The organism is Streptomyces sp. NPDC043746 (genome assembly GCF_056436485.1).
In genome coordinates this window covers 276,226-291,048 of record NZ_JBWKCM010000004.1, presented here as the reverse complement: position 1 = coordinate 291,048, position 14,823 = coordinate 276,226, and the positions used below count along the sequence as shown (strand labels likewise).

General features: G+C 71.6%; 9 protein-coding genes and 2 pseudogenes. 6 read left to right on the top strand and 5 right to left on the bottom strand.

Going from position 1 to position 14,823, the window contains the following annotated elements; translation table 11 throughout:
• Nucleotides 1-20: 20 nt before the first annotated feature.
• Both AC0682_RS06930 and AC0682_RS06925 read right to left on the bottom strand, forming a co-directional pair.
• Nucleotides 21-449 (bottom strand): ATP-binding protein, encoded by a 429-nt coding sequence (locus tag AC0682_RS06930; protein ID WP_478531360.1) that lies wholly within the window; start codon nt 447-449, stop codon nt 21-23.
• Between the two features lie 110 nt (nt 450-559).
• Complete coding sequence (locus AC0682_RS06925; protein WP_478531359.1) at nt 560-1,621, bottom strand: ATP-dependent DNA ligase; 1,062 nt, start codon at nt 1,619-1,621, stop codon at nt 560-562.
• A 76-nt stretch (nt 1,622-1,697) separates the two neighbouring features.
• On the opposite strand from AC0682_RS06925, the gene ligD reads away from it, so the two are divergent.
• Both ligD and AC0682_RS06915 read left to right on the top strand, forming a co-directional pair.
• Nucleotides 1,698-2,723 (top strand): non-homologous end-joining DNA ligase, encoded by a 1,026-nt coding sequence (gene ligD, locus AC0682_RS06920; protein ID WP_478531357.1) that lies wholly within the window; start codon nt 1,698-1,700, stop codon nt 2,721-2,723.
• Nucleotides 2,720-3,787: an ABC-2 transporter permease gene (locus AC0682_RS06915; protein WP_478531356.1), complete on the top strand. Its 1,068-nt coding sequence runs from the start codon at nt 2,720-2,722 to the stop codon at nt 3,785-3,787. The genes ligD and AC0682_RS06915 overlap by 4 nt, the downstream gene beginning before the upstream one ends.
• Nucleotides 3,788-3,803: 16 nt before the next feature.
• Here the strand turns inward: AC0682_RS06915 and AC0682_RS06910 are convergent, their stop codons facing one another.
• Together AC0682_RS06910 and AC0682_RS06905 are read right to left on the bottom strand one after the other, a co-directional pair.
• Nucleotides 3,804-5,981, bottom strand: a complete 2,178-nt coding sequence (locus AC0682_RS06910) for an OmpL47-type beta-barrel domain-containing protein (protein ID WP_478531483.1) — start codon at nt 5,979-5,981, stop codon at nt 3,804-3,806.
• 77 nt (nt 5,982-6,058) lie between these two features.
• Nucleotides 6,059-8,569 (bottom strand): ThuA domain-containing protein, encoded by a 2,511-nt coding sequence (locus AC0682_RS06905; protein ID WP_478531481.1) that lies wholly within the window; start codon nt 8,567-8,569, stop codon nt 6,059-6,061.
• Between the two features lie 220 nt (nt 8,570-8,789).
• Here AC0682_RS06905 and AC0682_RS06900 point away from each other — a divergent pair, with 220 nt between their 5' ends.
• On the top strand, nt 8,790-9,836 hold the full coding sequence (locus AC0682_RS06900; RefSeq protein WP_478531355.1) for a multicopper oxidase domain-containing protein: 1,047 nt from the start codon (nt 8,790-8,792) through the stop codon (nt 9,834-9,836).
• A gap of 96 nt (nt 9,837-9,932) precedes the next feature.
• Here the strand turns inward: AC0682_RS06900 and AC0682_RS06895 are convergent.
• A pseudogene (locus AC0682_RS06895) lies at nt 9,933-12,094 on the bottom strand (DEAD/DEAH box helicase).
• 529 nt (nt 12,095-12,623) lie between these two features.
• Between AC0682_RS06895 and AC0682_RS06890 the strand changes: the two are divergent.
• From AC0682_RS06890 to AC0682_RS06880, 3 genes and pseudogenes are all read left to right on the top strand, one after another.
• Nucleotides 12,624-13,445, top strand: a complete 822-nt coding sequence (locus tag AC0682_RS06890; protein WP_478531354.1) for a VOC family protein — start codon at nt 12,624-12,626, stop codon at nt 13,443-13,445.
• 46 nt (nt 13,446-13,491) lie between these two features.
• Nucleotides 13,492-13,746, top strand: coding sequence for a WhiB family transcriptional regulator (locus tag AC0682_RS06885; protein WP_478531352.1), 255 nt, complete (start codon nt 13,492-13,494; stop codon nt 13,744-13,746).
• Nucleotides 13,747-13,804: 58 nt separating this feature from the next.
• Nucleotides 13,805-14,659: pseudogene (locus AC0682_RS06880) on the top strand (GMC family oxidoreductase); the annotation flags it as partial.
• Nucleotides 14,660-14,823: the final 164 nt, after the last annotated feature.

Genomic DNA, 14,823 nt, shown 5'->3' with positions numbered 1-14,823 from the left:
CGCAGGCTCCGGCCACGGGCTCAGGCCAGGGCGACCACGGCGACGACGCGCTTGCCGCCCCGGTGCGGGGTGACGGAGAGCCGCACGGTCAGCCGGTGGACCAGCAACCAACCGTAGCCGCCCTCCCCGACCGACCCCGGGGTCGGCTCCTGGAGGACCGGACGGCGGGGGTCCGCGTCGTCGACCACCAGGTGGAGGTCGCCGTCGATGATCCGCGCCGAGAAGCCGGTGACCCCGCCCGCGTGCCGCAGCGCGTTGGTGACGATCTCCGAGGTCACCAGCAGGGCGTCCGCCACGACCACGCTCGCGAGCGTCTCGTCCGTCAGTCCGCCGAACTCCTCCGCCAGCAGCCGGGCCACGGCGTCGCGCGCCTCGGCCGCGCTGCGGGGCGGGAGGGCGGGTACGGCGTCGGCGTGACGTACGGGAGGGGTGTGCGGGGTAGGCTGCACGCCCGTACCTCCTTTCACGCCGTCGCTGAGTGGCGCTCGGCGAATACGGAACTTCCCGTGGAAACCACCGCATTCCCCCTCTCGCCGACCCCACACGTCCCCGGCCCGGGTCAGCCGCCCGCCAGGACCTGCGCCAGGTCGTAGGAGACGACCTCCTCCAACTGCGCGTACGTGCAGCTCTCCGGGGTCCGGTCCGGGCGCCACCGCCGGAACTGCGTCGTATGGCGGAACCGGTCGCCCTCCATGTGGTCGTACGCGACCTCGCAGACCCGCTCCGGTCGCAGCGGCACCCACGACTGGTCCTTCTTCCCCGTCCACCGGTTCTGCGTCCCCGGCAGCCGGGAGGCCTCGTGCGCGGCGGCCTCCGCCCACGCGCCCCAGGGATGATCGGTGAACTCGCAGCGCAGCGGTGCCAGTTCCGCGGCCAGCTCGGCACGCCGCTTCATCGGGAAGGCGGCGCAGACCCCGACGTGCTGGAGCACGCCCCCGGTGTCGTACAGGCCGAGCAGCAGTGAGCCGACGACCGGGCCGCTCTTGTGCTCCCGGTATCCGGCCACCACGACATCGGCGGTCCGTTCGTGCTTGATCTTGTACATCACCCGGGTGCCGGGCCGGTACGGCAGGTCCGGAGGCTTCGCCACGATCCCGTCGAGCCCCGCCCCCTCGTACCGGTCGAACCACTCCCGGGCCAGCTCGATGTCGGTGGTGGACGGGGCGAGGAGTACGGGCGCGGAGGCGCCGGAGAGGGCTGCCGTCAGCACCGCCCGCCGGTCCACCTGCGGGGTGGTCAACAGAGAGGTGTCGTCCACCGCCAGGACGTCGAAGGCGATGAAGCTCGCCGGGGTCCGCTCGGCCAGCATCCGCACCCGGGAGTCCGCCGGATGGATGCGCTCGCCGAGCCGGTCGAAGTCGAGCCGCCCTTCGTGGGCGATGACGATCTCCCCGTCGATCACACAGCGCGGGGGGAGGTTCTCCCGTACGGCGTCGACCAGGTCCGGGAAGTAGCGGGTCAGCGACTTGCCCGTACGGCTGCCGATCTCCACCTCGTCGCCGTCCCGGTAGACGATCGCCCGGAAGCCGTCCCACTTCGCCTCGTAGCTCATGCCCGGCGGGATCTTGGCCACCGACTTGGCGAGCATCGGCTTCACGGGAGGCGTCACCGGCAGGTCCATGGCCCGATTCTCGCGCCCCGGCACACCCGTGTCTCCCGATGTGCGGCATATGTGCGACCGGCCTACGGTGGCCGACATGGGAGCAGCGGTGGAGCTGGACGCGGGCGGACGAGCGGTGAGGCTCTCCAACCCGGACAAGGTGTACTTCCCGGAGAAGGGCTACACCAAGCGGGACGTGGCCGAGTACTTCCTGGCCGTGGGCCCTGGGATCACGCGTGCGCTGAACCACCGGCCCACCACCCTCCAGCGGTTCGTGGACGGTGTGGAGGGCGACTTCTTCTACCAGAAACGCGCCCCGAAGAACCTCCCCGACTGGATCCCCACCGCCCGCATCGCCTTCCCCAGCGGCCGCCCCGCCGACGAGCTGTGCCCCACCGAACTCGCCGCCGTGATCTGGGCCGCCAACCTCGGCACCCTCACCTTCCACCCCTGGCCGGTGCGGGCCGGGGACACCGACCACCCGGACGAACTGCGCATCGACCTGGACCCGCAGCCCGGGACCGACTACGCGGACGCGGTCGCCGCCGCCCACGAGCTGCGCTCGGTCCTGGAGGACCACGGCGTACGGGGGTGGCCCAAGACCTCCGGCGGGCGCGGGATGCACGTCTTCGTCCCCATCGAGCCCGCCTGGACGTTCACCGAGGTCCGGCGGGCCGCCATCGCCGCCGGGCGCGAGCTGGAGCGGCGGATGCCGGAGCGGGTGACGACGGCCTGGTGGAAGGAGGAGCGCGGAGAGCGGATCTTCGTCGACTTCAACCAGACCGCCCGCGACCGCACGATCGCGTCCGCCTACTCCGTGCGCCCCTTCCCGCAAGCCCCGGTCTCCGCGCCGCTGCGCTGGGAGGAGATCGACGACGCCGAACCGCGCGACTTCGACATCGCCACGATGCCGGGGCGGTACGCCGAACTCGGCGACGTGCACGCTGACATGGACCAGGAGGCCTTCCGGCTGGACGGGCTGCTGGAGCTGGCGGACCGGGACGAGAAGGAGCGCGGGCTCGGGGACATGCCGTATCCGCCGGAGTACCCGAAGATGCCCGGCGAACCGAAGCGGGTCCAGCCCAGCCGCGCCCGCCACGACGACGGTGACGATCCCGCGTGAGCGGCAGCAGCGAGAAGCACGGCGCCCACGGCCGCCCCCGGACGCTCCGCGAGCGCTGGGAGGCGTACAAGAACAGCCCGTTCCTCCCCGCGACCGTCCTGGTCCTCATCGTCGCCGCCGCGGCCGGACTCTTCGCCGGCTCCTACACGTACGCGATGGCCAAGCCCACCCCGCACCGCATTCCGGCGGCCCTGGTCACCCAGCCCGCGGTGCAGCGCGGCGAGGCGTTCGTCGCCGGGATGGAGAAGGCGCTCGACGCCTCGCTCGAACTGCGCGACTACCCCGACCTCGCGGACGCCCGGCGCGCCCTGGACGAGCAGAAGGTCTTCGCGATCGTGCGCGCCTCGGACGACGGGGTGGCGCTCGACGTGGCCGGGGCGTCCGGCGCCTCCGTGGCCGAACTGCTCGGCAAGGCGGGGATCGAGGTCGGGGACGCCACCGGGGTGCCGGTCACCGTCCGGGACGTCAAGCCGCTCCAGGAGGGCGATCCGCGCGGGCTCGCGCTCTTCTACATCTCGCTGGCCGCCGTCATCATGGGGTTCCTCGGCGCGATCCAGCTCAGCATCCACGCCCGCGGCCTCAACCCGGCGGAGCGCATCGTGTTCACCGCCGCGTACGCCCTGCTCGGCGGGTTCGCCATCGCCGCGGCCGTGGACTGGTGGCTGGGGGCGGTGGACCTGCCGTTCGTCCAGTCGTGGCTGATCCTGGCGTTCACGATGTTCACCTCGGGCATGGTCTTCACCATGTTCAACACCCTGATGGGCCGGTGGGCGATGATCCCCACCTGGGGTGTCATGGTGCTGCTCGGCAACCCGTCCTCCGGCGGCGCGGTCTCCTGGCCGCTGCTGCCCTCCGCCCTCGGGCACATCGGCCGCTGGCTGCCGCCGGGTGCCTCCGTCAACGCCCAGCACACGGCCGTCTACTACCAGGGGCACCAGTTCGTCTTCCCCTATCTGGTGCTCGCGGCCTGGGCGCTGGTCTCCTGCACGGTCTTCTGGGTGTGGCGCCACCGGCACCCAGGAGGCCGCGTCCGCACGCCCGAGCACGCGGCCACGGCCTCCTGAGACCTGTTTCTGTGGGCTACAGCTCCTTGATCCGGATGTCGCGGTACGAGATGACGTCCGTGACCCCGTGGACCTGGAGCCCGATGTAGCCGGAGGCGAACCGCCGGCCGTCGGTGCCCGGGTCGTCACCGCGCGGCGGCTCGAAGAGCTGGCCGCCGGTGTTGTCGAACTCGTTGATCAGGACACCGTTGCGGTAGATCTCGTAGTGCTGGTCGACCACCTTGATCTCGTAGTCGTTCCAGGTGCCCTTGGGGGTGACCCCGGCGCCGCCGAGCCCCACCCGGTCGAAGCCGTAGACCGAACCGGTCTTGTACATGTCGCCGTCCGGCCGGTCGTTGACCTGGATCTCATGGCCGTACTTGACGGCGACCCACTCCGGACGGGACTCCTCCGGGTGGTCGTGGACCTTCGGGAAGCGGACGAAGACCCCGCCGTTGGCGTTGCCGGAGCCCGGGGCGTCGTCGCGCCACTGGAGCTTCAGCGAGAAGTCGCCGTACGCCCGGGTCGGGAACCAGAGCATGCCCATGCCGCCCACCGTGGTGGAGCTGGTGATGGATCCCTCCTCCTCGTTCAGCCCGAACGCGCCGCCGCCCACGTGGCTCCACTTGGCGAGCGAGCCCGCCGTGCCGTCGAAGAGCTTGGTGTACCCCTCGGACTGGCCCGGCTTCCCGATGCCAGACTCCTTGGCGGCCTGGTTGATCGCCTTGCGCTCGCGCTGGTCGATCACGCCGTCGGTCTTCAGCTTGTCGAGGACCGCCGTCACGTGCTTGAGGAACAGCGCGTGCGAGGACCAGTCCTTCTCGTCCTCGATCAGCTCGTTGATCGTGCAGCGGTTGCGGGTGATCCGGTTCGGGACGCCCGTGTCGACCGTACCGACGAAGACGGTGTGCCGCTCGTCGAACTCCGCGCAGTCGGGCGCCGGGACCCCGCCGCCCTGGGCGACGGTGAAGGACACCCGCTTCGCCTCGGAGGTGTTGCCCGCCTTGTCCGTCGCCCGGTGCGCGACGGTGTGGTGGCCGACCCGGTCGACGAGGACGGGGGCGGTGTACGCGAGGTAGGGTCCGCCGTCGAGGGAGTACTCGACCTTGTCCACGCCCGAGTCGTCGTCGGTCGCGGTGACGGTGACCTTGGCGCTGGTGATGAACGCGCCGTCGGAGTTCTTGTTCCCCTCGACCTTCACCGAGGTCTCCGGGGCCGTCTTGTCCTGCGACGGCGGCTCGATGACGGTGAACTGGACGGACTTCTCGGCCGCCACGTTCCCCGACCGGTCGGTGGCCCGGTAGCGGAGGGTGTGCTCGCCCACCTCGTGGACCATCACCGGGGCGGTGTACGCCTTCCACCCGCCGTCGGCGCCGAGCGCGTACTCGATGGCGTTGACGCCGGACCCGGTGTCGGACGCGGTCACGGTGACCGTGGCCATGCCCAAGTACGCCCCGTCGGCGTCCTGTTCGCCGGAGACGGTCGCCGAGGTCTCCGGCGGTGTCTCGTCGTCGGTGGGCGGGGCGGCGACCGCGAAGTCGACGGACTTCTCCTCGGCCGTGTTGCCCGCCTTGTCGGTGGCCCGGTAGCGGACCGTGTGGTCACCGACCTCGCTCACGACCACGGGCGCGGTGTAGGGCTGCCACGCGCCGTCCGACCCGAGCGCGTACTCCACGGTGTCGACGCCGGAGCCCGCGTCGGTCGCCTCGACGGTGACGGTGGCCTGGCCGATGTACGCGCCGTCACCGTTCCGGTCGCCGTCGACCCTGGCCGAGGTCGCGGGGGCCTCGGTGTCGTCCTCGCCGCCGCCCTCGGTGACGGTGAGGACGCCCTTCATCTCGCCGTGCCCCGGGATGGTGCAGTAGTAGAGGTACGTCCCGGGCGTCAGCGTCACTTCGACGCTGTGCCTGCCGCCCTCGGAGTCGCCGGGGTTGGCCAGGATGTTCACCCGGACGTCGTTGTTGTACTCCGGGTCCGAGACGCTGAACGTCAGCGTGTGCGGCATGCTCGTGGTGTTGCCGGTCGCCGTGCTGTTCTCGAAGACGATGGTCGCCTTGCCGGCCACCGCCGTCCTGGGCGCGGTCAGGTAGCGGTCGATCGGGTCGCCCGCGGTCCAGGTCAGCACCTGGTCGGCGGCGGCCTGTGCCCCGGACCGGTCGTCACCGCCCGCGGCCCCCTTGCCGTACGCGGCCGTGGAGGTCAGCCCGAGGACCATGAGGAGCGAGGCCAGCAGGGCCACCCAGAAGCGGGGCGGCCGGTGGTGGCGCCGCGGAGGGGTGTACGCGGGGTGTCTCACTGGGCTGCCGCCTTTCCGACCAGGTCGTGGTCGGCGGGGGTCGCCCCGCCTCCCTTGTACGTGACGCGCCACAGCGCCGACTTGGCGTCGGAGGTGAAGAAGCCGCGTCCGTAGTCCAGGACGTACAGGGAACCGTCCGGCGCGAACTTCCAGTCCATCAGATTGCGGATGCCGTCGTCGCCGACCGGGATGATCTTCTTCAACGACTCGGTGTGCACGGGGAGCCCGCCCTTGCCGACCGTCTTCGGGTCGGTGATCACCGCGTGGCGCGGCTGGGTGTCGTCGTAGAAGTCACCGACGAACCACTTGCCGTCCCAGTACGCGGGCCACTTCGCCGCCGACTCGCTCTGTGCGTCGTACCGGTAGACCGGGCCGTTCATGGTCGCCTGGCCGCCGCCCTTGAGCCAGGGCAGCAGCTCCTTCTGCTCCTCCGCCCTGTAGCTGGGGACGCCGCCGGCGTCACGCGGGTAGTCCACCCCGCCGCCCTGCGGTGAGTACCAGATGGTGTTGGGGGTCACCGGCGGCAGCTTGACCAGACCGTCGTTGTGGGGCGACTCGTTCTTCGGGGCGTTGCAGTCGTACCAGCCGAGCGGCTTGCTCGGGTCGGGCAGATTGCGGTCCCGGTAGGGCTGGTTGTTGCCCATGCAGAACGGCCAGCCGTGGTTGCCCGCCTTGGTGATGGCGGCGAACGTGTCGTACTTGGCCGGGCCCCAGGTGGGGGAGGCCGAGCCCGCGTCGGGGCCGACCCAGCCCGCGTACAGCGTGTCGGTGGCGGGGTCGACCGAGATCCGGGCCGGGTTCCGTACACCCATCACATAGATCTCGCCCCGGGTCTTCCCGCCGCCCTCGTCCGGCTCCTCGCCGGTGAAGAGGTTGCCGGAGGGGAGGGTGTAGGTGCCGTCGTCCTCGGGGTGGATGCGCAGGATCTTCCCGTTGAGGTTGTTGGTGTTGCCCGAGGTGCGGCGGGCGTCGGCGAAGGAGACGCCCTTGAAGTTCGGCTCCGGGTTGTTGCCGGAGTAACCGCTGCTGAATCCGGAGGAGTTGGTGTCACCGGTCGCGATGTAGAGGTTGCCCTTCGAGTCCCACGCCATACCGCCGCCCGCGTGGCAGCAGCTGTGGATCTGCACCGGCCAGCCGAGCAGCACCTTCTCCGAGGCGAGGTCCAGCTTCCCGGACGCCGGATCGTAGGTGAATCGCGAGACCTGGCGGGTCGCCGTGTGCTTGTCCCGGTCGATCTTCGCGTGCGGGGTGTAGTGGAGATAGACCCAGCCGTTGGAGGCGAAGCCCGGGTCCAGCTCGATCCCGAGCAACCCCTCCTCGTTCTTGGTCAGTTCGTCCCCGCCGCCCTTGTTGCCGAACACGTCCAGGGCCCCGGCGAGGGTGACCTTCTCTGTCTGCGGGTCGTAGACGTGGATCTCGCCCTTGCCCCTGCCGATGTTCGGGTCGTTCCAGTCCGTGACGACCGGCCGGGAGCTGTCGGCTCCGCCGCGCCCGATGTAGAAGACCTTGCCGTCCGGTGCGGTGACCAGGCCGTGCGGTTCACCGATCTGGTCGTTCTGGCCCGGCTGGTTGGGCTGGGTGAGGCGCTCGGCGGTGTAGTGGGAGGCGATGGTGGCCTTGCAGTCGGCCTGCGAGGTCCGGTTGGTCCAGGCGAGGGCGCCGCGCAGGTGGTCGCGGAAGTCGGTCTCGGTGAAGCTGTCCGCCGTACCGCCCATCGCCGTGTAGAAGGAGCGCCCGCCGTCGTAGTCGCGGCACCAGGAGACCGGGTGGTCCCAGCCGTTGGCGCTCGCTCCCGGCTGGTAGGTCAGCTCCCGGACGCGCGCCACGGTGTGGACGTCACCGGACGGGTTCCTCGTCCAGTTCAGCCACTTGTCGGGGCGTTTCCACTCCAGCGGCAGGTTCCTGGTCGCCGGGTGGACCCGGTCCCCGACCTCGACGGTCGCACGCTGCACGGCAGTCGGGCTGTTCGCGGCCGGGCGGGCGCCGATCAGGCCGGTGAACCAGTCCGAGTACGGCTCGGTGCGCGCTGCGTCATGGATGCCGAGGAAGCCGCCGCCCGCCTCCATGTACGCCTCCAGGCCCGCCTCCTGCTCGGGGTCCAGGACGTCACCGCCGCCGGTCAGGAAGACCACCGCGTGGAAGGAGCCGAGCCGCTTGCCGTTGGTGAAGATGTTCGGGTCGGCGGTGGCCACGGTGGTGAACCGGCCGGCCTCCGGACCGGTCTGCCCGATCTTCTCGATCGCCGCGATCCCGGCGTCCGTGTACGGTGCCTCGTCACCGGCCGACGCATGGAAGACCAGCACCTTGACCTGGTTCCTCGCGCCCGGCGGGGACGGGAGGGACAACGTTGTCGCCATCTTCTCCACCAGGTCCCGGTCCGGCGAGGTGTCCGCGTTGGCGGGGCCTCCGGCGCTCAGCAGGGACACGGTCAGTGCGCCGGCCGCCACGACCGCCGCGAGGCCGCGTCGGTGGCGTGATCTCGACCGGTGATGCGATGCGCCGTGCATGTGGGTCACCCAACCCTTCTGTGGTCATGGAGCGTTGACTGCGACAGCGGATGAAGCTAGACCCCTTTTCGCGGCCCGCCAAGAGTGGACGCGGCAATCGCACAAACTTTGTCCTGAGTGTGGATAAACGCTCGGCCCCCGGCTACGGTGTGGCCCGTCCCGGGGAGCGTCCGACCCCTCCCGCCTCCGCCAGTTTCCTTATCCCAGTGGGGAGTTCGACATGGACCGAAGGACCTTCAGCCGGCGGATGCTGATCGGCGGCGCGGCTGCGGCGGCGACCGGGGTGACATCGTTGTCGCTCTCCGCCGTGGAGGCAAGCTCCGCGGAGAGCAGACCGCGTACGGCCCCGGCCGGGGGAGCGGTGCGCCGCATCACGATGTACGCCGAGAAGCTGCCCAACGGCGAGCTGGGGTACGGCTTCGAGAAGGGCAGGGCATCGATCCCCGGCCCTCTCATCGAGCTGAACGAGGGCGACACCCTCCACATCGACTTCGAGAACCTCACCGACGGCGACGTCAGCCTCCATGTCCACGGTGTGGACTACGACATCGCCAACGACGGCACCCGGATGAACAGGAGCCACGTCGAGCCCGGCGGCACCCGTACGTACACCTGGCGCACCCACAAGCCGGGCACGCGCAGGGACGGCACGTACGAGCCGGGCAGCGCGGGCTACTGGCACTACCACGACAACGTCGTCGGCACCGACCACGGCACCGGCGGCATCCGCAAGGGGCTGTACGGGCCGCTCGTGGTGCGCAGGAAGGGCGACCTGCTGCCCGACCAGACGTGCACGGTCGTCTTCAACGACATGATGATCAACAACAGGACGGCCCACAACAGCGTCAACTTCGAGGCCACGGTGGGGGACCGGCTCGAATTCGTGATGATCACGCACGGCGAGTACTACCACACCTTCCACATCCACGGTCACCGCTGGGCGGACAACCGGACCGGCATCCTCACCGGCCCCGACGACCCCAGCCGGGTGATCGACAACAAGATCTGCGGCCCCGCCGACTCCTTCGGCCTCCAGATCATCGCGGGCGAACGGGTGGGCGCGGGCGCCTGGATGTACCACTGCCATGTGCAGAGCCACTCCGACATGGGGATGGCCGGACTGCTGCTGGTCAAGAAGGCGGACGGCACGATCCCGGGGTACGAACCGCACCATGGGGCGGGCGGGGAGAAGGCGGCCGGGACGAAGGGCGAGACGGGGGGCAAGGGCGGGGAGGAGCAGGAGGGAGCGGGCGGGCACCAGCACTGACCCGGCGTCCGGGGCGTAGCGACAGGTCCGGGCGACCCTCGAGCCGCTCCGCGGTGGGCCCACCGCGCCGTCCGGCCCGTCCGGGCCGCTCGCCGGTCATGCCGGGCGGGCCAGCCGCTGCTGCTCCTCCTCCACGATCTGCCGGGCCAGTTCGCCGTCCGACACGTCGACGGCGTCCGGTGCGGCCTCCGCGAGATCGCTGCGCCGGGCGTACGCGTCGAACAGCCGGTCCTTGCGGGCCAGCAGTTCCACCATCCGCTGGTCGACGCTGTCCGCCGCCAGCAGCCGGTGCACCTGGACCGTGCGCACCTGGCCCATCCGGTGGGCCCGGGCGACCGCCTGGTGCTCCAGCGTCGGCTTGATCTGCGGCTCGCACAGGATGACCACGGACGCGGCCTGCATGTTGAGCCCGGTGCCCCCGGCCTGGATCTGGCTCAGCAGCACCGCGTGCCCCTCGGCGGCGGAGAAGGCGTCGACCAGCTCCTGCCGCCGGGCGGCCGGAAGACTCCCGGAGATCGGCCCGAGGGCACCGGGGCCCAGGGCCTCCCCGACGGCTGCCAGCACATCCCGGAAGGAGGAGAAGACCACCACCTTCAGCCCGTTGTCCCGCGCCTCCTCGACCAGTTGGCGCAGCCGCTCCAGCTTGGCGGAGGTGGCGGGCGTGGCGTACGCGGCCCGGCGCATCCGCATGAACTGCCCCGACGCCACCGCCTCCCGGTACGCCACCAGGTCCTCGGGGCTGAACTCCTCCCACTCGTCCACATGGACCAGCGCGGGGAGTTCGGCGAGGACGTCCACCTGGTTGCGGCGGAGATAGGCGGGGGACACGGCCCGGCGGAAGGCCTGCGAACCGGCGGCACCGTGCGTCGTACTCACCCCGTCGGCCAGCTCCGGGCGGAGTCGGCGGACGAGACTGCGGAACTCCTCCACCCGGTTCTCCATCGGCGTGCCGGTGAGGAAGAGGACGTGCTGGGCCCGCTCCGCCCACGCGGCGACCGCCTGGGCCCGCCGGGTGGCGGGGTTCTTCACGAAGTGGGCTTCGTCGACCACCAGCATCGAGAGGGCGAGGCCCTCCTCGGGAAGGGTCCGCAACGCGTCGAACGTGGTGAGGGCGACCCCGCCCTTCGCCACCCACTCCGCGAACACCTCCAGCCGCTCCGGCCCGTGCACCGGCAGCGGGCGCGGATCTCGCGGTCCCAGTTGATCAGCACGCTCGCCGGGCACACCACCAGGAAGTGGCGCTCGCCCCGGGCCGCGAGATGGGCGAGGGCGGCGATGGCCTGCACGGTCTTGCCGAGCCCCATCTCGTCCCCGAGGATCACCCGCTTCTGCGCCAGCGCGAACCGCGCCCCGAACGACTGGTAGCCGCGCAGGGAGACCCGAAGCCGCGAGTCGTCGAGCCGGAGTGCCCGTACCCGGTCCGCGACCCCGGCGGGCAGGAACCCCTCGGCGGCGTCCCGGTCCGGGCCGCCGCCGGACACCTCCGCGAGGAGGCTGTAGTACTCGGCGGACCGCAGCTCGAAGTCCACCCACGCCCCGGGCGCCGACTCCGGCGCCCGCAGCAGATCCACCGAGACCTGCCCGAAGAGCAGGGGCAGCTCCTGCTCCTCCGCCTCCGCGAGTGCCGCCCGTACCCCGGCCACGGCACCGAGCGCCCGCCCCCGCGCCTCCTTGCCGCTGAACAGCATCCGCAGCCGGCTCCCCGCCGGTGCGGCGGCGGTCACCAGGGGCCGGAGCCGCTCGTCCAGCCGTCGGCCCGCCTCCACCGCCCGCCGCGCGTCCGGACCGGCCTCGACCAGCCGGTGCAGGGCGACGACCAGCGCGGTCGTGGTGTCGTCGGGGGCGTCCATGCCGATCCGTACGGAGACGGTCTCGCGCACCGCGTCCGCGATCTGTCCGGCCGCCGCCAGCGCCTGGTCGGCCGTGTGCGCCCCGACGCCGGGGATCAGCCGCAGCTCGTACCGCGCGGTGCCGTGGACCTGCCCGACGGTGGTGAACCCGGCCTGTTCGAGGGCGGTGAGGCGCAGCCGCCCCTCCGTGACGTCCTTGAGCCGGGCGACCGGGATGGCGGCCAGCTCCCGGTCGACCAGGGAGGAGAGCAGCGGGTCGAGAACACCCCGTACGGCATCGACGGCCCGGGCGTGGTCCTCCCGCACCGCGGCCGCTCTCCCGAGCAGCAACTCCGCCCCGGCCAGCAACTCCCGGACGGCCCGGCCCGTCACCCCCGGGCGGACGGCCCGCGCCCCCGTCTCCGTCATCGTCCGCTCTCGCCGCCATCGGAAAGTGATCTTCTAGCCTGTACGCCGCTATCGTCCCACGCCCTACTGACACTCCCCGGCCCTGGCGTGGCCCCCCTGGCGGTGCGCGCAGCTCGTGCAGCGGCAGCAACGACAGCTGTGTCGAGGTGAAGGTCGTGGACGCGGGCCTTCCCGGTGTGGTCCGTGCGCGGGACAGCACGGACGTCGGCCTTCCCGAGGTGCGGGTTCCGGCCGCTGGGGGGCGTGTCGGTCGCGTACGTCGGCCGCGGCGAGGCCTGACCCACAGAAGTCGGCAGCGAAACCTCTCCCCGGCCCGAGCCGGGGAGAGGCCTTCTCCGCTTCTCGGCTACGGAGCAAGCCCCCGCGATCCGCGTAGGCCGCACACCCGTGCGTCGCGAGCCCGCAGCCCGGACGGCTGCGCGTGGACTGCGGTTGTCGGTGGCCGGTGCGAGACTCGACCGGACAGGGAACAGCCCTCGTGCCGCCGTGCGCGCGTGCGGGGTCAAGTGATCCGCCGAAGGAGCACGCCATGCTCAACCCCGACTTCCCCGACGGAGCGCCCAGCTGGGTCGACCTGGGCACGCCCGACCTCGACGGGGCTCTCGCGTTCTACGGCGGTCTCTTCGGCTGGGAGCACGCTCCCGGCGGCCCCGAGGTCGGGGGTTACGGGATGTTCACCCTGGGCGGGCACACCGTCGCCGGGGTCATGACGGTCCCGGAGGAGCAGTCCTCCAGCGCCTGGTCCGTCTACTTCCAGTCGTCCGACGTCAGCGCCACCGCCCAGTTGGTGAACGAGGCCGGCGGCCGCCTGGCCTTCGAGCCGATGGAGGTTCTCGACTACGGGAGCATGGGCGGCTTCCTGGACCCGGGCGGGGCCTATTTCGGCGCCTGGCAGCCCCGGCAGAACCCCGGCGTCGGCATGATCCAGCAACCGGGATCGCTCCTCTGGGTCGAGCTGTACACCCCGGACGTCCAGGCGGCGTCCCGGTTCTTCGGCGATGTCTTCCGGTGGCAGACCGAGCCGCTGAAGGTCGAGGGCACCGAGTACGTCTACACCACGGTCCACCCCGCGGGCACCGGCCCCGAGCTGTCGTTCGGCGGCCTGGTGACGATGAGCGACGTCCCGGCCGAGGCCGCGCGCGGCCCGCACTGGCTGCCGTACTTCGAGGTCGAGGACGTGGAGGGCGCGGTGGCCGCGGCGAAGCGGCTCGGCGGAGCGGAGGCGCTGCCGCCCATGGAGGTCCCGGGCGTCGGCACCATGGCCAACGTCACCGATCCGTACGGGGCGGTGTTCGCGCTCATGAAGCCTCGTCCGAGGCAGGGAGGGGAAGGCGGCGCGCCGGGGGATTGATAAGTCGTTGATCGGTCGTTTATCGGAGCCGTGCACCGTAGGTCCCATGCTGATCAACATGGTGACCGAGGACGCGCTCGACTGGCAGGAGAGCGCGCTGTGCGCCCAGGCCGGACCCGAGTTCTTCTTTCCGGCCCCGGGCAGTTCGACGCGCGAGGCCAAGCAGCTGTGCGGCGCCTGCGAGGGGCGCGTGGCCTGCCTGGAGTACGCCCTCGCCAACGACGAGCGGTTCGGTGTCTGGGGCGGGCTCTCCGAGAAGGAGCGCGAGGGGCTGCGTAGGAAAGAGCGCGAACAGGGCTGAACGGCGCCCCGTACATGCCAGACTCCCGCTGTCGTCCACACCGGACAGGGGAGTCGCGATGAGCAGCAGCACCCGCTATGACCACATTGTTGTCGGTGCCGGATCGGCGGGCTGTGTCCTGGCCGCCCGGCTCTCCGAGGACCCGACGGTGCGCGTCGCGCTGGTGGAGTCCGGCGGCCCCGACCGGAAGCCGGAGATCCGCATCCCCGCGGCCTTTCCGAAGCTGTTCCGCACCCCGTACGACTGGGATCTGCGCACGGTCGCCCAACCGGGCCTCGGGGGGCGGGAGTTGTACTGGCCGCGCGGCCATGGCCTCGGCGGGTCCTCGTCCGTCAACGCCATGATGTGGGTGCGCGGCCACCGGGACGACTACGATACCTGGGCGCGGAGCGCGGGGGCGGAGTGGTCCCACGACGCGTTCGTACGGTACTTCCGCCGCGCGGAGACCTGGACCGGCCCCGCCGTCGGCGCCGGACCGGCCGCGCGCCCCACGTACGGCCACGCTGGGCCGCTCTTCGTCTCGCCGCCCCGTGACCCGAGCCCCCTCAGCGCGGCGTTCCTCGCCGCCTGCCGGTCCGACGGGCTGCCGGAGCCGGCGGAGCTGAACGTCCCCGACCACAGCGGCTGCGCCCTCACCCCGGTCAACCAGCGCCGGGGCCGCCGCTGGAGTGCGGCCGACGGCTACCTGAAGCGGGCGGCCCGCCGCCCCAACCTGGATGTGCTGACCGGCGCCCGGGTGACCGGCCTGACCTTCGACGGCATCCGCGTCACCGGCGTCACCACGCAGTCCACCGACCGGCGTGCCCCCGGACACCTGACCGCCCGCCGTGAGGTGATCCTCAGCGCGGGCGCCATCGGCTCGCCCCAACTCCTGCTGCGCTCGGGCATCGGTGAGCCGGAGGCGCTCCGCGCGGCGGGGATCGAGGTGCGGGCCGCCTCCCCGGACGTCGGGCGCAACCTCCAGGACCACCTGTCCTTCGCCGTCTCCGTGCGCTGCCCGCAGCCGGTGACGCTGACCGGCGCCGACACCCCCGCCAACCTCGCGCTACCTCCTCACCCGCCGGGGGCCGCTGACCT

Coding starts and splice junctions, on each gene's coding strand:
- AC0682_RS06925 (WP_478531359.1), bottom strand. CDS start 1,621: ATGGACCTGCCGGTGACGCCTCCCGTGAAGCCGATGCTCGCCAAGTCG.
- ligD (WP_478531357.1), top strand. CDS start 1,698: ATGGGAGCAGCGGTGGAGCTGGACGCGGGCGGACGAGCGGTGAGGCTC.
- AC0682_RS06910 (WP_478531483.1), bottom strand. CDS start 5,981: ATGGTCCTCGGGCTGACCTCCACGGCCGCGTACGGCAAGGGGGCCGCG.
- AC0682_RS06905 (WP_478531481.1), bottom strand. CDS start 8,569: ATGCACGGCGCATCGCATCACCGGTCGAGATCACGCCACCGACGCGGC.
- AC0682_RS06900 (WP_478531355.1), top strand. CDS start 8,790: ATGGACCGAAGGACCTTCAGCCGGCGGATGCTGATCGGCGGCGCGGCT.
- AC0682_RS06890 (WP_478531354.1), top strand. CDS start 12,624: ATGCTCAACCCCGACTTCCCCGACGGAGCGCCCAGCTGGGTCGACCTG.
- AC0682_RS06885 (WP_478531352.1), top strand. CDS start 13,492: ATGCTGATCAACATGGTGACCGAGGACGCGCTCGACTGGCAGGAGAGC.